Source organism: Anaerococcus porci, from assembly GCF_009696575.1.
Classification (GTDB): domain Bacteria; phylum Bacillota; class Clostridia; order Tissierellales; family Peptoniphilaceae; genus Anaerococcus; species Anaerococcus porci.
This window is the reverse complement of the sequence record NZ_VULQ01000015.1, coordinates 1-18,654: the sequence shown is the minus strand read 5'-3', so window position 1 is coordinate 18,654 and position 18,654 is coordinate 1. Positions and strand designations below refer to the sequence as shown.

17 protein-coding genes are annotated in these 18,654 nt (G+C 30.7%); 11 read left to right on the top strand and 6 right to left on the bottom strand.

What is annotated here, in order from left to right:
* Positions 1 to 105 precede the first annotated feature (105 nt).
* Positions 106 to 1,056 carry a magnesium transporter CorA family protein gene (locus FYJ26_RS09490; RefSeq protein WP_154541851.1) on the top strand — a complete coding sequence of 317 codons (951 nt, stop codon included), beginning with the start codon at positions 106 to 108 and terminating at the stop codon, positions 1,054 to 1,056.
* 309 nt (positions 1,057 to 1,365) lie between these two features.
* On the opposite strand, the gene FYJ26_RS09485 is transcribed toward FYJ26_RS09490, so the two are convergent.
* From FYJ26_RS09485 to FYJ26_RS09460, 6 genes are all read right to left on the bottom strand, one after another.
* On the bottom strand, positions 1,366 to 1,626 hold the full coding sequence (locus FYJ26_RS09485; RefSeq protein WP_154541849.1) for a kinase to dihydroxyacetone kinase: 261 nt from the start codon (positions 1,624 to 1,626) through the stop codon (positions 1,366 to 1,368).
* A gap of 15 nt (positions 1,627 to 1,641) precedes the next feature.
* A complete protein-coding gene (locus tag FYJ26_RS09480) occupies positions 1,642 to 2,751 on the bottom strand; it encodes a toxic anion resistance protein (protein WP_154541847.1) in 1,110 nt (369 codons plus the stop codon).
* The gene (locus FYJ26_RS09475; RefSeq protein WP_154541845.1) at positions 2,744 to 3,859 is read right to left on the bottom strand and encodes a 5-bromo-4-chloroindolyl phosphate hydrolysis family protein; all 1,116 of its coding nucleotides are present in this window, start codon (positions 3,857 to 3,859) and stop codon (positions 2,744 to 2,746) included. The genes FYJ26_RS09480 and FYJ26_RS09475 overlap by 8 nt, the downstream gene beginning before the upstream one ends.
* 128 nt (positions 3,860 to 3,987) lie before the next feature.
* Positions 3,988 to 4,500, bottom strand: a complete 513-nt coding sequence (locus FYJ26_RS09470) for an IS630 family transposase (protein WP_154541843.1) — start codon at positions 4,498 to 4,500, stop codon at positions 3,988 to 3,990.
* Between the two features lie 5 nt (positions 4,501 to 4,505).
* On the bottom strand, positions 4,506 to 5,039 hold the full coding sequence (locus tag FYJ26_RS09465; RefSeq protein ID WP_154541841.1) for a helix-turn-helix domain-containing protein: 534 nt from the start codon (positions 5,037 to 5,039) through the stop codon (positions 4,506 to 4,508).
* A gap of 21 nt (positions 5,040 to 5,060) precedes the next feature.
* The gene (locus FYJ26_RS09460) at positions 5,061 to 7,922 is read right to left on the bottom strand and encodes an insulinase family protein (RefSeq protein ID WP_154541839.1); all 2,862 of its coding nucleotides are present in this window, start codon (positions 7,920 to 7,922) and stop codon (positions 5,061 to 5,063) included.
* A 167-nt stretch (positions 7,923 to 8,089) separates the two neighbouring features.
* On the opposite strand from FYJ26_RS09460, the gene FYJ26_RS09455 reads away from it, so the two are divergent.
* The 10 genes from FYJ26_RS09455 (at position 8,090) to FYJ26_RS09410 (ending at position 18,529) form a co-directional block, all read left to right on the top strand.
* Positions 8,090 to 9,094 (top strand): PTS sugar transporter subunit IIB, encoded by a 1,005-nt coding sequence (locus FYJ26_RS09455; RefSeq protein ID WP_154541837.1) that lies wholly within the window; start codon positions 8,090 to 8,092, stop codon positions 9,092 to 9,094.
* Between the two features lie 9 nt (positions 9,095 to 9,103).
* Positions 9,104 to 9,916, top strand: coding sequence for a PTS mannose/fructose/sorbose transporter subunit IIC (locus tag FYJ26_RS09450; RefSeq protein ID WP_154541835.1), 813 nt, complete (start codon positions 9,104 to 9,106; stop codon positions 9,914 to 9,916).
* Between the two features lie 8 nt (positions 9,917 to 9,924).
* Positions 9,925 to 10,854: a PTS system mannose/fructose/sorbose family transporter subunit IID gene (locus FYJ26_RS09445; protein ID WP_154541833.1), complete on the top strand. Its 930-nt coding sequence runs from the start codon at positions 9,925 to 9,927 to the stop codon at positions 10,852 to 10,854.
* Positions 10,855 to 11,241 (top strand): DUF956 family protein, encoded by a 387-nt coding sequence (locus FYJ26_RS09440; RefSeq protein ID WP_154541831.1) that lies wholly within the window; start codon positions 10,855 to 10,857, stop codon positions 11,239 to 11,241.
* 310 nt (positions 11,242 to 11,551) lie between these two features.
* Entirely contained in the window at positions 11,552 to 13,615 is a 2,064-nt protein-coding gene (gene fusA / locus FYJ26_RS09435) for an elongation factor G (RefSeq protein WP_154541829.1), read from the top strand.
* A gap of 31 nt (positions 13,616 to 13,646) precedes the next feature.
* On the top strand, positions 13,647 to 15,638 hold the full coding sequence (locus FYJ26_RS09430; RefSeq protein ID WP_154541827.1) for an alpha-amylase family glycosyl hydrolase: 1,992 nt from the start codon (positions 13,647 to 13,649) through the stop codon (positions 15,636 to 15,638).
* A complete protein-coding gene (locus tag FYJ26_RS09425; protein WP_154541825.1) occupies positions 15,638 to 16,177 on the top strand; it encodes an SGNH/GDSL hydrolase family protein in 540 nt (179 codons plus the stop codon). Before FYJ26_RS09430 ends, FYJ26_RS09425 begins: the two co-directional genes overlap by 1 nt.
* A complete protein-coding gene (locus tag FYJ26_RS09420) occupies positions 16,140 to 16,967 on the top strand; it encodes a mechanosensitive ion channel family protein (RefSeq protein ID WP_154541823.1) in 828 nt (275 codons plus the stop codon). The genes FYJ26_RS09425 and FYJ26_RS09420 overlap by 38 nt, the downstream gene beginning before the upstream one ends.
* Before the next feature lies 1 nt (position 16,968).
* Positions 16,969 to 17,196 (top strand): DUF951 domain-containing protein, encoded by a 228-nt coding sequence (locus tag FYJ26_RS09415; protein ID WP_154541821.1) that lies wholly within the window; start codon positions 16,969 to 16,971, stop codon positions 17,194 to 17,196.
* A 13-nt stretch (positions 17,197 to 17,209) separates the two neighbouring features.
* Positions 17,210 to 18,529 (top strand): glutathionylspermidine synthase family protein, encoded by a 1,320-nt coding sequence (locus FYJ26_RS09410; protein WP_154541819.1) that lies wholly within the window; start codon positions 17,210 to 17,212, stop codon positions 18,527 to 18,529.
* The last annotated feature ends 125 nt before the right edge of the window (positions 18,530 to 18,654 follow it).

Genomic DNA, 18,654 nt, shown 5'->3' with positions numbered 1-18,654 from the left:
ATTAATTAGATTAATGATTAATTTATTGACTTTCCCCTTGCCAATTCATATAGTTATAATAATTGAAATTTAAAGAAGATGAGTTGCCTAATTTAAGGAGAAGATATGGATTATATATATAAATTTGATACTGATAATGGTTTTGAACAAACTGATATATCTAGTTTCTATGATGTAATTGAAGATGATGACTTTTATTTGATGTATTTGGGCAAGACAAGCTTTATTGAATTTGCTAATACTTATGACCTAGACAATGCAATCATTGATCTTCTTTTAACTGATACAGGTAAAAAATCTTATATAGCAGTGGAGGATAATTACACATTTATTATCCTTGAAATGCTTGATATTATGGGAAATCTTGACACATCGGACCTTATAGGCTTCTATATAGAAAATAACAGACTAATAATTGTAGATATGTACGATAGGGATCAATCTACATCAGAGGCTTTTAGGGAAATTCTTAGAAAGAGGATTTATGCAAGATCTCCAGGAAGACTATTAAAATATTTTATAACAGCCCTTATTAACAATCATACAAAAATTTTTGACCAAATCAAAAATTCTACTGCTGAGATAGAGGATTCTATAGTTAGAAATAGAAAACAAAGTAATAGTATTGAAATAATTTCAGATAATAGGCATAAGGCACTCAATTTATATACTTCTTATGAAAGACTTCTTGATACTTTAGAAGTTCTTGCTGAGAATGAAAATGAAATTTTTGATGATGATGATATAAAACACTTAAAGTCGGTGGCTTTTAGGGTTGAAAGATATTCATCGAATATATCTTATCTTAGTGATTATATAACTAATGTCAAGGATTCCTATACTTCTAAAATGGACCTATCTACGAATAATACTATGAAAATTTTAACTGTCGTAACAACTATTTTCACACCAATTACGGTTCTTACAGGTTGGTATGGGATGAACTTTGAAAATATGCCAGAATTAAGGTGGGATTTTGGATATTTGTATGTGATAATTTTATCTATATTAAGCGTTTTTATTTGCTTTTATTTATTTAAAAAAATTGATAAGTAATAGTAAGATTTCAAGAAATCTTGGATTTAGTTTTGATAATTCTAACATCTTAATATTTATTTTTAGTTGAGAGCTTAAAATTTTATACTAACTTATTCTTATATAAACTCAATTGTTATTATTGTATATTAAAAGGGGCTGTTGCAGAATGAATTAATCGTTTCAAAATCATTACAAGCTCTTTCATGACAATTCGCCTCCATGAGTGGCAGGCTATTTTCAAATTGCCTATGAGAAGCTTGTAAGATTGTGATGTTAGAAATTCATAATTTTACAACAGCTCCTAAAATTAACTTTATTTGAAGTATTTTATCCTTGTAGTCCATCAGCTTGTCTTTGCATATTTTCTACTACAACATCAAATATATCCCCAATTGATTGACCATATTCTAAGATTTCCCATGGTTTATTTGTGTGGAAGTGGATTTTTATAAGGTCTTCATCACCTACTGCAAGAAGACTGTCTCCTTCAAAATTTTCTGTTATATAATCGAATATTTCATCTTCATCTAAGTCTTCACCAGCTATTAAAAGTTGAGTATCAAATTTAAATTCTATTTTTTCTGTCATTTTTATCTCCTAACATTAATCTCTTTTTAGTAGATTTTTCTTTAGCTCACTTTCAAGTCTTTTAAGTTCATCCTTAGCTTGAGCTCTGTTTGCTCTACCTTCTATTTGGATATTTCTTACTTCTTCTATTGCAGAAATAAGGCTATCGTTTGTGTGCTTGATTGTATCCAAATCTATTATACCACGCTCGGTTGCCCTTGCTGTATCAATAGTGTTTTGTTTTAGCTTATCAGCATTTGACTTAAGTAGATCATTGGTGAGATTTGTTACTGCTTCTTGAGCTCTTATGGCACTTTCAGTATGTTTCATACCTAGGGCTAAAACCATTTGATTTTTCCAAAGAGGTATTGTGTTTACTATAGTAGTTTGGATTTTTTCAGCCATAATTGAGTTGGATGATTGCACCATCCTTATTTGTGGAGCCATTTGCATGGAGACCATTCTTGTAAGATCCAAATCATGGAGTTTTTTCTCAAATCTGTTTGCCATTGATTTCATATCATTTACTTTTTGAGCATCCATTGGTAGGTTCGACTCAGCGGCCTTTCTTTCAAGCTCTGGTATTTGTTCGTTATAGGTTTTTTGAAGTTTTCTATTTCCAGCTTCTATATACATAGAAAGCTCTTTATAATAGTCTTCATTTAAATCATACATTTGATCTAGCATAGAAATATCCTTAAGTAGGGTTATTTGATGGTTGTCCAAGGCCTTTGCTATTTCATCTATGTTTTTTTCAGTTGATTGGTACCTAAGTTTTAAACTTTCCATCTTAGATTTTTGTTTTTTGAAAAAGCCAAATACTCCACCTTCATCATCTTCATCCATGGACTTTATCTCACTTACAACATTATCTAAAAGATTTCCTATTTCTCCAAGGTCCTTATTTCTTACAGTATCAAGAGTTTTTTCTGAGAAGTTTGATATCTTTTTTTGGGCCCCAACACCATATTGTAAGATGATATTTGAGTCTGTAAGGTCAATTTTTTCTGAAAATTCTTCTATCTGTTTTAGCTCATCATCAGAGAAATTGATGGCTTTATCAATTTTAATTTCGTCTTTTTTCTCAATTTGGTCAAATCTTGGATCTTTGTCAGATCCATCTAGACTTAATTTAATATCACTCATTTTTACTCCAATCTTTTTTTAGGTAACCTTCTTGATTTAGTAGAAGTTTCATAGTATCTATGTCTGTTTTAATATCCATAGTCCTATCTTCCAATAATTCCAGTTGTATTTTTTCAAAAGCTTCGTTTATAGTAAATATAGATGAATCAATTTCTTTCATAGCAGAAAGTATATCTTTTTCATCACTTCCCATTATTTCATATTCTGTATAGGCATCTATTAGCTTTACAGTTGTAGGAAGATAGTAATTCATAAATTTATCAAGAGCTTGAGCTTTTTCTGGATATCTTTTTACAATATTTATTATATTTTGTATGGTCTTTTTTAATTCTATTACTTTTTCTAAAAAGGCTCTATTTTCTATTCTCGATATAGAAAGTTTTATTGAAGATAAGTATTGGTTAGAAGATTTAACCAAGTCTTCAGCTTTCTCTATGGTCACATCATCATGGGCGCTTTCAGCTATAAGCTTTTCCTTTTCATAAATATTTTCTTTTGGTAGTTTCATATTTTGGTTTTTATAAAGATTAAAGGTTGGTATATCAAGTAAAAATAAGGAATCATTTTCTACTATTCTTGCTTGTTTGAAATATCCCTTATCCATCATATATAAAAGCTCTTTTATAGTATCTTTTTCACTTTTCTGTACAGCTGATGCCAAATCTCTTATACTTATTACAGTATTATTGCCAAGTTCCTTTATAAATCTTTCATAGTCTTTTGATATAATATCTATTCTTTTAGCAAATCTATAAAGTCCTATTCCTACAACTGTAAAAAGCACAAAGAGATTAAAATCTGAAAAGCTAAAATCATCTAAGATAGATATAAGCATACCAAAGGATGTGAAGGCTGATATGCCGGAAAAAGTCTTGAAAAATGAAGACTTTGATTTTTCTGGTGGTTTTTGCACACATACCATAGGATCTTTTATGGGGATGACTGGCTTTCTCTCGCTTTTTTTATTTACAAAATTGATAGTATTTTCTATAAAATTATCAAGGCTATTCTTGACTTTTTCGCTTATATTTGAAAAATCCATATCAGCTATAGCTTTATTTAGGCTATTTTCCAAGGATTTTTCGTTATCTTCATTTAAATTATTCATAAATATCTCCTCAATTAAACTATACCCGAATATCAAATGAGTTTTATAAATCTAACATAAAAATTGATATTTCAAATATACTTTTTAAATCATCTTAAATCTAGAATTAAGATTGTTGATAGTTAATACTAATACCTATTTAACTCCATATATTGTATCCAATCTCTATGAGTTATACTTTTAACCATTTCTTTAGTAAGGTGATTTATAGTTTCACATAATCTATTTACAACATCTGTTAATGAATGAAAAAACTCATTTCTAAATCCCATTGACCTTATTTGTTTCCAAATTTGTTCTATGGGGTTCATTTCTGGAGTATAGGGTGGTATATGTATTATTTCTATGTTTTCTGGGATTTTAAGTCCATTTGATTTATGCCATGTTGCACCATCACAAACTAGTAGTATCTTATCTTCCTTATAATCTTTTGATAACTCTTCTAAAAACACGTTCATGCAATCTGTGTTGCAATAAGGAAGTACTAAAAAGAAATTTTCGCCAGTAATTGCTTCTACTGCACCATATGCATATCTATATTCCCTTATGTGGTGGCATGGGACTTGTGGTCTTATCTTTTTATTGCACCAGCAATATTTTGGCTTGTTTATGCGTCCAAATCCTGCTTCGTCTTGAAACATGATTCTTACTCTTTTATTCGGGTTAACGTTTCTAATTTCTCCTGTTTTGGATTTAATTTTTTTGAGGCTTCTATAGCCTCTTCGTTTGCTTTTTTGGGATGTCTACTCCTTGGCATTATTTTTCTGAATCCGTGTCTTTTTAGAACATAATATATTTGTCCATTACCTATAGAGTGACCAACTAGTTCTCGGTAAGCTTTTTCTATTTCTTTGGCTGTTATTATTTGACCTTTTTCTGCCCTTTCTTCGAATTGTCTTAAAAATTCTTTTTCCTCTTCGAATGTCAAATTTCTATTATTACCAATTCTTTTTTTATTTTTGAGTCCATCAATAGAACTTTTTATATATTTTCTTAACCATTCAAAGATTGTAGACATTGCAACATCAAGCTTTTCAGAAATTTCTCGTGTTGTTACCCCTTGAAGTTTTAAAATCATTGCTTTTAGTCTAACTTCTTCTTTTTTATTGTTTGTATTTTTTATGGCTTTTTCAAGCTCATAAATTTCTTTTTTTGTTTTTTCATCTATTATCTTTTTCATATTCTTATTATACGCTTTTAATTAGGTTTTAGTATAAGAGTCTATGTCTATTATATCATCAAATAAGTCTTTATTTTCTTCTATCATCCCCCTATTTCCAAACACACTTATATTATCTTGGTCAAAAATATATTTAAAATCATCTTTTAAAGCCTTTATATCAGAGATACTAGCATTTTTTATATCATCAAGCTTTTCTTCTATTTCTTTTATATCAACTTCTTGAATATATCTTATAAAGTCTGTTGAACCTTTTTCACTTAAAGACTTTGGCTTAAGATATGAACCCATTTTTGAGATTTTTTGATTAGTAAAGTCTCTTTGGTCAAGGTTCAAGTTTTCTAGAATTTCTGGGATTTTTTTGTAATTATCTATGGTTTTTTCTATATTAGGATCCCTATATGAGTAAGCTCCTATATTTCCATACTTATCAATCATAATTCCTGCACCATATGCTCCACCTTTGGCACGGATTAAATCATGGAGATATGGATTTGATAGGATTTGGCATGCAAAAGTTATATGATTTAATTTCTTTTGATCATTTTCTTTAAGTCTTGCTCCAATAGAAACATAGTTTACGTTGGCATCAGACTTTATGGCTTCTTTAAAATATTTATCATTAAAATCTATTTCTAAATCATTATAAGTTTTATCTTTAAATCCCTTAAACTTGTCATCAATAAGATTTTTTGAAAGCTCATAATCCTTATCATCTGATGTGATATTTAAAATATAATCCTTTGTGATAGCTTTTTTATATACAGATTCAAGCTTTTTTCTAAAAGTGTCAAAACTATTATTTGATAAATTTTCTATATCTTTTAAGAAGTAATAGTGGCCTATACCACTTAAGTTTTCTTTTATATAAGAAAGCTTATCAAAGTGAGCAAAGTTTCTGGTAAGGGCAAGCATATGTCCTGAATCATACATAGTCATTTCAAAAGAAGCCTTAATTTGCTTTATTAAATCTGTAAGTCTTTTTTTATCATCAAAGATTGAATTTTCTAAAATCTCCATAATTATATTAAGGGATGACTCATACCTATCACTAGTTGTCTTAAAATCTACTTTTAAAAGATTTGTAATTTTTCCATCTTTTTTCTTAAGGCTTACTATATTAAGATTAAATCCAGACATATTTATAGGGATTATATCATCTAATTTTTGGTAGGAATAGGATTTTGTATCTATTGATCCTAAATAGTCACTTATAAGACTTAAAATCTTTATTTCTTCAAGATTTAAATGATTTATATCAAAATAGATAGATGTATAAATCATTCCAGCTGTATCATAGGAGTGGTGAATGAATTTACCTTCTATATATCTTGGTATATTTTCGACTTTTGTATCAAGGTCTTCTATATCAAGTTTTGGGATAGTATCTTTTTCTTCTTTAGTGTCAGGTCTATTTTGAAAATCTTCTAAAATTTTTTCTTTTTTCTTAAGTTCTTTTATCCCATTTTCATCTAAACTTTTCTTTAAATTTTTAAGCTCTAAATTGATTTTCTCTTCAATTTTATTAAAGTAGTCTTTTTTAGGCTTTGCTACAAGGATAAGCTTGGTCTTGTTATTTAAGAAATATTTATTAAGAAATTTTTCATAATAGTCAGTTTCTATTAAATCACCTAGTTCATTTATAATGTCAATTAATTCAAGTGTTTCAAATATTTCATTATCAAGATTATGCATTAAGATATATTCAATTCCCTTGCTAGCTGAATTTATTTGATCTCTTTGAGAAAAGTCAAAAAGTGAGTGGGCAGCTTTTAGAGAGTCTTTTGGAATCTCCTTACTATAAGATTTAAGCTCTTCTTCGATTATTGCTATAAACTTATCCAGTTTTTTATCGCTTGCCCCTTGGGCTGTAATTTGGATAGATGAACGAGAGCCATATCCCAATCTTGCATAAAAAGCTTCTGGCTCAATTTCATTGTAGATTCTTTGGCTTATTCTTGAAGAATCAGAATTGATAAGGGCAATTGATAAAATTCCATTTGTAAGACTTTCTTTTATATTAGAGGACTCATTTGTAAGGAACGAATAGGTAAGGTATGACTTGTTAGGATCTTCCTTATTTGATTGGAAATCCTCATAAATAACCTTATCATAGGAATTTTCTTTAACACTTAAATCCACATCAATTTTCTTATATTCATATTTTGATAAGTATTCCTCATCTAGATTTTTTAAATATTTATCTATATCCATATCCCCATAGTAGAAAATATTGGAATTTGTTGGATGGTAAAATCTCTTATAGTAGTCTACAAACTCATCATATGTAAGCTTTGCAATATCATAAGGATTACCACCAGAGATATACTCATAACAGGAGTCTTTATAAAGGTATTTATTGATGTGGTTTACAATAATTGTATCAGGATTTGTCATAGCTCCTTTCATTTCATTATAAACCACGCCCGATACTTCAAGTTCTCTATCTTCATTAAACCTATAATTTCTTCCTTCTTGTAAAAATATTTCTTCTTTTTCTAATACCCTTGGATTAAATACTGCATCAAGGTAGACATCTTGAAGGTTAAAAAAGTCTTTCTCATTCTCGCTTGCTACAGGATAGACTGTTTTATCTGGAAAAGTCATAGCATTTAGGAAAGTTTGAAGACTTGAAGCTATCATATCCATAAAAGGTTCTTTAGTTCTATATTTTTTGGATCCATTTAAGACTGAATGCTCTAAGATATGGGATATTCCTTTAGAGCTTTCAGGAGGGGTCTTAAAGCTTATAGCGAAAGTCTTGTTCTTATCATCTGTCTTTATATAATTAATCTTAGCCTTGGTTTTCTTGTGTTCGTAAAGGTAGACATCAAGGCCAAGTTTTTCGTATTTTTTATTTTTTAATAATGTGTATTTTTCCATTGATTAACCCTTTCTTTATATTAATATGACTATACTCTCTTTTATATTTTATCTCATTAATAAGTGCTTTTTATATATCTTTAAAAATTATAGAAAAATTTAGCTTGCTAAGGTTTAAGCATATGGTGTAAACTAATAATGATATATCAATCAAAAGGAGGTATAAGATGATAGGTATTATACTAGCAAGTCATGGAGAATTTGCCGAAGGTATAAGACAATCAGGTGAGATGATTTTTGGTGAGCAAGAAAAGCTTGAAACAGCAGTACTTTTGCCATCTATGGGTCCAGATGATCTAAGGGCTGAGCTTGAAGAAAAAATCAAAAGGCTTGATTGCGAGGAAATTATTTTCTTAGTTGACCTATGGGGTGGAACACCATTTAATCAAGTTTCAGCCTTATTAAATGGTCACGAAGAAAACTGGGCCATACTAACAGGTCTTAATTTACCAATGCTTATAGAAGCCTTAGGCTCAAGACTTATGGAAGAAAAATCCCATGATCTTGCAAAAGTTTTACTAGAACCTGCCAAGGAAGGAGTAAGGACAAAGCCTGAAAGTTTGATGGATGACTATAATAATAAAAATATTTCATCAGAGAAACCAAGCAAAGATTCTGCTATAAGTCAAGGCTCAATTCCTGAAGGGACTGTATTAGGAGATGGAAAAATCAATATAGTTCTTGCAAGAATTGATACAAGACTTCTTCATGGTCAAGTTGCTACAAGTTGGACAAAATCTACAAATCCTGACAGGATTATTGTTGTAAGTGATAATGTAAGCAAAGATAATCTTCGTAAGTCTATGATTATGGAGGCAGCTCTTCCAGGAGTTAAGGCGCACGTTGTTCCAATTTGGAAAATGGCTGAAATATTTAAGGATACTCGATTTGGCAAAACTAGGGCAATGCTTTTATTTGAAAACCCAGAAGATGCTCTAGAGCTTATAGAAAAAGGGATTGATCTTAAGGAATTAAACCTAGGTTCTATGTCACATTCTCAAGGAAAGGCCTATGTTACAAGTACAGTTTCTATGGGCAAAGAAGATGTAAAAACCTTTGAAAAACTTCTAGATTTAGGTGTAAATATAGACGTTAGAAAGGTTCCATCAGACCAAAGAGATAATTTTACTAATATTATGAGAAAAGCGAAATCAGAACTTGGTTTGGCTTAAGGAGGAATTATGTCAACAATTACAGTTATTTTAATTGTTATAGTTGCCCTACTTGCAGGTATGGAAGGAATACTCGATCAGTTTCAGTTCCATCAACCAATAGTAGCTTGTACTTTGATTGGACTTGTAAGTGGACACTTAAAAGAAGGGATTATGCTTGGAGGAGCCCTTCAAATGATAGCCCTAGGATGGGCAAATGTAGGAGCGGCAGTTGCACCAGATGCAGCACTAGCTTCAGTAGCAAGTGCTATAATTATGGTTATAGCCCTACAAGATGGGACAGGAAATGTAAACAACGCTATAAATACATCTATAGCTATAGCAGTTCCACTTTCAGTAGCAGGATTATTCTTAACAATGATAGCAAGAACACTTGCTATTCCTATAGTTCACGGAATGGATTCAGCAGCAGAAAAAGGAAACTTTAGAAAGATTGAAATACTTCAAATATTAGCTATCCTAATGCAAGGTTTAAGAATAGCTATACCAGCTTTTGCCCTTTGCTTTGTATCTCCAAAGGTTGTTACGTCAGTATTAAACTCTATGCCTGATTGGCTAAATCATGGCATGGAAGTTGGTGGAGGTATGGTTGCAGCAGTAGGTTATGCCATGGTAATAAATATGATGAGCACTAAGGAAACCTGGCCATTTTTTGCCATTGGTTTTGTATTTGCAGCAATACCACAACTTACCTTAATAGGACTTGGTGTTATAGGCTTTGCCATAGCTCTAATTTATTTGAAACTTAAAGAATCATCTTCATCAAATGGAGCCTCTTCAAATACAGGAGACCCACTTGGTGATATTATCAATGATTATTAGGAGGAAATATGACTGAAGCAAATGAAAAAAGAATACAATTATCAAGATCTGATAGAATAAAGGTATTTAACCGTCATCAATTTCTTCAAGGATCTTGGAACTACGAACGTATGCAAAATGGTGGTTGGTGCTATTCTATAATTCCAGCTATTAAGAAACTATACAAAAGTCCAGAAGATAGAAAAGCTGCTCTAAAAAGACACATGGAGTTTTATAATACTCATCCATACTTATCAAGTCCAGTTATGGGAGTAACTCTTGCTATGGAAGAAGAAAGGGCAAATGGAGCAGCTATAGAAGATAAGACTATAAACTCTGTAAAGGTTGGTATGATGGGACCTTTAGCAGGAGTTGGAGATCCTGTATTTTGGTTTACAGCAAGGCCTATTATAGGAGCTTTGGGAGCAAGCTTTGCCTTATCAGGTTCAGCTCTCGGACCACTTATCTTTTTTGTGGTATGGAATATCATAAGAATGGTATTCGAATGGAAGACTCAAGAATTTGGTTATAAGGTAGGAAATGAAATAACAAAAGACCTTTCTGGTGGACTTTTGGGTAAAATTAATTTAGTTGCCTCAATTGTAGGTATGTTTATAGTAGGAGCTTTGGTACAAAGATGGGTAAATGTAACATTTACAGTAAATGTATCAGAAGTAAGCCAACAAGCAGGATCCTTTATAGATTGGAACTCAATCTCACAAGGGACTGAAGGAATAAAAGAAGCTTTGAAACTCTACTCTTCGCTTGGAGCAGATGGACTTGAGCAAGTTAAGGTTACAACCTTACAAGAGAACCTAAATTCACTCATACCAGGGCTTGTACCAGTGCTTTTAACCCTAGGTATATGTAAGCTTTTAAAGAAAAATGTATCACCAATTACTATAATAGTTGCTCTATTTATAATAGGAATTGTTTCAAGCTTTTTTGGAATAATGTAGATGGTAGAAAGTAAAAATAAAAGTGTTGATTTGACCATTAAGGGAAGATTTCTTAATGGTCTAACATCCGATGGTAATATCATGGTAGGTGATAAGGCCTTTGAATATTATAATGAAAAAAATATAAAAGATTATATTCAAATCCCATATAAAGAAATTTCTTATATAAGTGCAAGTGTGATTTTCAAGAAAAAAATCACTCGTTTTGCAATCCACACCAGAAGTAGTGGATACTTTATCTTCACTACTACAGATAATAAAAAGACCTTGAGAGCAATAAATAAATACCTAGACTCAGACAAATTAAGAAGGTCTCTATCATTTTTTGAAGTTATAAAAAGAGGAATAAAAAATTTAATAAATAAAAGAGAAACTGTTGTAAAATAATGAATTTTTATCTTTGTATTATTACAAGTTACTCATAGATGATTTGAACACAAACTTACTGTTTGTCGATTTTAAGTTATTGTAGAGGAACTTGTAATAATTTTGCAAAGATTAATTATTATGCAGCAGTCTTTTTTTATAAGGAATGTTATTTAAATGGAAATACTTCAAGTGTTTTTTGCAAAAACATTTGCAAAGCTCTATATTATGAAAATAAATGAAAATATATTAGTAAATTTTAGGAAAATGGGTATAAAATATTTAGAAGACTAAAAAATGTTTTCATCGACAAAACGGAGGTTATTTTATTATGAAAGACTATAAAACAAACAAATTAAGAAATTTGAGCTTGGTTGGCCATTCAGGGGCCGGAAAGACCAGCCTAACAGAGGCTTTGCTTTTATCTACAAAGGCAATTAATAGGGCTGGGAAGGTAAGTGAAGGAAACACAGTTTCTGACTATGAAAAACAAGAAATCAAAAGAGGTATTTCTATTCAAACTTCGATAATACCTGTTGAGTACGGAGATTATAAAGTTAATTTTATAGATGCTCCTGGGTTTTTTGACTTTGAGGGAGAAGTTTTAAACGCTCTTAGAGCAAGTGAATCTAGTTTGTTTGTAATAGATGGAGAAAATGGAATAGAAGTAGGAACAGAAAAATATTGGAAATATACAGAAAATATTTCTCTACCAAGAATTATCTTTGTAAATAAGTTAGACAAAGAAAATGCCAACTTTAACAAAGTAGTAAGTGACCTACACATTGAATTTTCGAAAAAAATAATCCCACTAACCTTGACCCTTGGCGAGGGTGAAGAATTTGAAGGTTTAATCGATGTTATAGATAAAAAGGCTTTCAAATACACTAATGGTGTAGCTGAAGAAGTTGAAATTCCAGAATTAAGGAAAGAAGAAGTAGATACTGTTTATGAAGAAATCCTTGAAGTTGTAGCAGAAAGTGATGATGCTCTTATGGATAAGTATTTCTCAGGAGAGAAATTCACTAAAGAGGAGTTCAAAGAAGGATTTAGAAAAGCAATAATAGATGGTAGTGCAGTTCCTCTTTTAGCTGGAAGTGTCGAAAAATCTATAGGTCTTGATCTTTTGCTTGATATTATCACAAGATTTATGCCATCTCCTGACCATGCTGATGCAAATATAGGTTTTAGAGTTAAAGATGGATATGAAGGATTTGAAGTCAGCGAAGATAGTCCTTTTTCAGCTGTAGTATTTAAGACGATAGCAGATCCATTTTTAGGTAAGATTTCAATATTTAAGGTCCTATCAGGTATAATAAATAAGGATGATAATTTCTATAATATCAGCAAAGAAAAGGAAGCAAAAGCGTCAAATATTTTCTTCTTAAGAGGAAAAGAACAAATTAAAACAGATAAGGTTATAGCAGGAGATATAGGAGCATTTTCAAAACAAGAAAGTTTACAAACTGGGGATAGTTTATGTACTAAGGATAATCCTATAGAATATAAGAAGATAAAATATCCAACACCTGTCCTATCTTATGCAATAGAGGCCGAAAGTAAAAATGACGAAGATAAGATTTCGTCTGCTCTTAAAAAATTAGCAGAAGAAGATCCAACCTTTATAGATGAAAGAAATGCAGAAACACATCAAGAAGTCTTATCAGGACTTGGTAATGTGCAACTTGAAGTTTTAATGGATAAATTAAGAGATAACTATTCAGTAAATACCAAGGTAGTAGAACTTAAGATTCCTTATAGAGAAACTATAAAAGGTAAATCTGATGTTCAAGGAAAGCACAAAAAACAATCTGGTGGAGCTGGACAATATGGAGATGTATTTATAAGATTTGAACCATGTGATGAAGAGTTTGTCTTTGAAGAAGAAGTATTTGGTGGAGCAGTTCCTAAAAACTATTTTCCAGCTGTAGAAAAAGGGCTTTTGGAGTCAATGGACGAAGGTCCTCTAGCAGGTTATAAGGTAGTTGGAATTAAGGCGACTTTATATGATGGATCTTACCACCCAGTTGATTCTAATGAACAAGCCTTTAAATCAGCTGCAAGAATTGCTTTTAAAAAAGGGATTGAAGAGGCAAAACCTATTATTCTTGAACCTATAATGAAACTTGAAATCAAAGTTGATGAACAATATATGGGTGATGTTATGGGAGATATGAATAAAAGACGTGGTAGGATATTAGGTATGCAATCACAAGAAGATGGTAGCCAAGTAATTTCTGCCTTAGCACCACAAAGTGAAGTTTTGACCTATTCAATTGACTTAAGGTCAATGACTCAAGCTCGTGGCTCATTTTCAATGGAGTTTGAAAAATATGAAGAAGTTCCAAAGGAATTGACTGATAAGATAATAGAAAAGAGCAAAGAGGAAAAATAAAAATAATATTATAGAAAAAGAGGCAAAGAAAATGAAGGACTGGAAGATTTTGGAGATAGATCCTTGGATTAAGGATTATAAAAGTGATATAGATCTTAGGATGGAAGAATTTAAAAAGCAAAAGTCAAAACTTTTAAAAAAGGGAGAGAAACTTAAGGACTTTGCTAATGCCCATAACTATTATGGAATCCACAAAACAAGAACTGGTTGGGTTTACAGAGAATGGGCCCCAAATGCTAAGGGACTTTATTTGATTGGAGACTTCAATAATTGGGATAGGCATTCTCATCCTTTAGAAAAAATAAATAATGAAGATTGGGAAATAAATATAAAGGGAATTAGAACCATTCCTCATAAGTCAAGAATTAAGGTTATGATTGACTATGGGGATAGGACTCAAGATAGGATTCCTTTATATGCAAGAAGGGTTGAAAGAGATGAGAATCTAGATTTTTCTGCAGTGGTTTTAAATCCTAGAAAGAAATTTGAATGGACAGATGAGAAATTTAAGACTAAAAAGGATAATCTTTTAATCTATGAAACCCACATAGGTATGGCTCAAGAAAAAGAAGGCATAGGTACTTACAAAGAGTTTGAGAAAAACATACTCCCAAGAATAAAAGACGAAGGATATAATACAGTACAATTTATGGCCATAGCAGAGCATCCATACTATGGATCTTTTGGCTATCAAGTTTCAAACTTCTTTTCACCATCTTCTTGGTATGGTGAAAATGATGAATTAAAATCTCTAATAAATAAGGCTCATGAAATGGGTCTTAACGTAATAATGGATTTAGTTCATTCTCATGCTGTTAAAAACACTAATGAAGGTATAAATGAGTTTGATGGAACAGACTACCAATTCTTCCACAAAGGTGAAGAAGGTAATCACCCTGATTGGGATTCTAAATTGTTTGACTATGCTAAACCTGGAGTTTGCCACTTTTTACTATCAAATATAAAATATTGGCTTGAAGAATATCACTTCGATGGTTTTAGATTTGATGGTGTTACATCAATGATTTATAAAAATCATGGAAGAGGAGTAAGCTTTGATAATTACTCAAAGTACTTTTCTATGAATACAGATATAGAGGCTATAAATTACTTGCAAATGGCCAATGAGCTTATAAGAGAGATAAAAAAAGATGCTATAACCATAGCCGAAGATATGTCAGCTATGCCAGGGATGTGTCTTCCTATTAAATATGGTGGCATAGGCTTTGATTATAGATTATCAATGGGAATGCCGGATTTTTGGGAAAAAACTCTCTCAATACGAGATGAAGATTGGGATATGGGCAAGATGTGGTATGAGTTATCAACCTACAGACCAGAAGAAAAAAGAATAGCCTATGTAGAAAGCCATGACCAAGCCTTAGTAGGTTCAAAAACTACTATTTTTAGACTTGCAGATTCTGCAATGTATTGGGAGATGGAAAAAGATAAACACTCTATAGTAATTGACAGAGCCATAGCTCTTCATAAGATGATAAGGTGGATTACCATATCTATGGGAGCTGATGCTTATCTTAATTTTATGGGCAATGAATTTGGTCATCCTGAATGGATTGATTTTCCAAGAGAGGGAAACAATTACTCCTACCACTATGCAAGAAGGTTGTGGTCTTTGGCTGATAATGGATTATTAAAATATGAATGGCTTTTAAATTGGGATAAGAGAATGCTTGAAAATATCAAGGATAATAATCAATTAGGAAATGATATATTTAGATTATGGCTTGATAATGATAGAAAAGTTATAGCCTATAGAAATAATGACTTGGTCTACATTTTTAACTTCCACCCACAAAACTCTTATGATTCATTTCAAGTTCCAATCCACGATAAGGGAGAGTTTAAGGTGGTTCTAGATACAGATGATATAGAATTTGGAGGACTTGGAAGGATTTCTAAAGACTATGTATATGAGTCTAAGAATCTTGAACATACTGATTATGATGGAATTGAAATATATCTACCATCAAGAACAGCCCTTGCCTTAAAGAAGGTAAAATAATGAAAGTAACAATAGTTGGAGATTCCTTTTCTAAGGGATACTTAATCAACAACTCTTATGCCCGCCTTTTATCAAAGGCGGGTTTTAGTGTTTTAAATATATCAAAAAATGGAGCGACAAGTTCAGACTGCTTTAAGATGTTCAAAGAAAGAAGAGAATATGAATCAGATGTTTTAATTGTTTTTGTTGGTGTCAATGACTTTTATCAGGGGATAAGTGCGAAATTTGCATATAATAATGTCAAAAGTATATTAGAATTAAGTCTAGCTAAGAAAAAAATTTTAATTCTTCCTCCTTTTATAGAAGAGGAAACTTGCTTTAGTCCATATGAAACCATAAATAATAAGATTGATTCTTATGATGAAAGCTTGAAAGAGCTTGGCGACTATCATATAGATGGTAGGAATATTCCTGGAAGATATCTAGATGGACTTCATATGGCTGAGGATTTTCATGAAAATCTTAGCAAAGAAATTATTAAAATATTAAAAGAGGTAGAGGATGCTAAAAAAAACACTAGAAAAATTCATAGAAAATGAGATAATCCTTGATATAGTTTCTATCTTAATAGTTATAATAGTGGCTAAAATATTTTTAGCTATTTTAAGTTCAATAATACAAAAGACCTTAGATTCTAAAAAAAGAATCTCCGTTTTGAATTCAAATAAATTTGAAACCCTATCAAAATCTTTGCATTCATTTGCAAGATTTGTGGTTATATTCTTTGCAATAACTATGATTTTAAACATAATAGGAATAAATACAAGGTCAATTTTAGCAACTGCTGGTATAGGAGGTATTGCAATAGCTTTCGGTGCCCAAAGCATAGTTCAAGATTTTATTAAAGGCATGTTTATAATTTTGGATGATACAATAAGAGTTGGAGATTGGGTCAAGGTAGCTGGAATTGAAGGAGAAGTTGAAAGTGTTGAACTTAGAAATACAAAAATCAGAGATTATGATGGCTCATTACATGTCATACCAAATTCTCAAATATCTAGTGTAAAAAACTATAATAGAGGATTTCAAAAAGCTGATGCTTATTTTAATGTCTCATATGATACAAAAATTGATGAGGTAATGGATCTAATAAATACAGTATCTCAAAAGCTTTTAAGCGATAAGGAATATAAGAACTATTTTATAAAAAAACTTCAGTTTTTTGAAATAAATGAATTTTCGGAACTTTCTTATAGGATAAGGGTAACTAGCACAGTTAAGGCGGGAAGCCAATGGATGGTGGCTAGAAAAATAAGACTTCTCCTAAAAGAAGAGATTGAAAAGAGAAATGTTAAAGCATCTGAACTTGATATTAAAAGTGGAGATTAATATGAAAAAATATAAGTTAAATGATATAGTAAGCCTAAAAAAAGGTCACCCATGTGGAGAAAATAAGTGGAAAATTGAAAGAATGGGTGCTGATATGAAACTTAGGTGTTTAGGTTGTGATAAGATAGTATGGATGAAACGAATTGACTTTGATAAGAGGATTAGAAAAATCAAGGATAAAAATGATAAATTTGTTTCAATAGTAAATTACAACCCAGAAGAAGATTAGGTGATAAGAATTAATGATAAATAATAAGATAAAAGAATATTTACTTGATGAAATCAATAAAGACTTTAAAAAATATAAAAAAGATTATAAAAAACTATTAGATAATAGGAAATCCTACGGAGCAACTTACAAAGAAGAAGTAATACCAACCTTGTATGATGCTTACTTTTATAGTGACGAGGATTTTAATAGATATAAGAAAATGATTGATATCTTAATGTCTATAGTAGAAAAAGTCACCAAAGAATATGTAAGAAATGAAGAATATAGAAAGTTATTTTCCCTAGATTCCTTAAGTGAGAAACTTATATTAAAAGATCCAGGTTATGACATATCAACACCGATAGCAAGGTTTGACGTGATGTATGATGGTCGTGATGAGTATAAATTTTGTGAACTAAACACAGATGGGTCTTCCGCAATGCTTGAAGATAAGTCCTTACAAAATTTAATAAAAGATAGCGAAATTTATAAGAAACTTTTAGAAAAATACAAAATAAGCTATTCTGACTTACTCCAAACTTTAGTAGATTCTATAGAAAGTTTATATAAATCTATAAAGGGAGATAGAAAGATAAATATCGCAATAGTAGATATAGTAAAATTTGATAATATTGAATTTAGAACTATAAGGGATTTATTTATAAAAAAGGGTCATAATTGTAAAATAGCTAATCTCAAAGACTTAAAAAGAAAAGATGGTGGTCTATATATTGATGATATGAAAATCGACCTAGTATATAGAAGGCTTGTAACAAGTGATCTTATAGAAAATAAGGAGATAGGAAAGGACTTCATAGACTCCTACTTAAATGATGAGATTGTCACAATAGGTTCATTTAGGTCAACACTTTTTTATACTAAAGATATATTTAGAATACTAAGACTTGAGCAAACAAAGAAAATTCTAACAAATGAAGAAAATCTTTTTATAGAAAAACATATACCTTTTACAGAAAAACTAATATACGAAAGAGACAAAGAAAAACTACTTGAAAATAAAGATAAGTATATATTAAAGCCAATTCAAGGTTACGCATCTCATGGGATTTATGTAGGTAAAGAAGAGGATAAAGAAAACTTTGAAAAAATCTTAACCAGTATAAAGAATAAAAACTATATTTACCAAGAATATTATGAGGTAGAACCACTAAAATTCATAGAAGTAAAAGAAGATAGGGCGATAATTACAGACTTTTCATTTGTGACAGGATTATTTGCCTATAATAAAAAATTTATAGGACCATATATGAGAATAGGAAATGCTGCTTTAATTAGCTCACTTAGGGACTACTATGTGGTAAGTTCTATGAATGTAAAAGAAAATAAATAAATATTTGACAAAACAAAATAAAAATAATATACTAATATAGCTATCAAAAAGATAGCTATATTTTATTGATATTAAAAGCCAAATTGTGAAAAGAAAAAAGCAAAGAAGCGAGAGAGCAAGTCAAA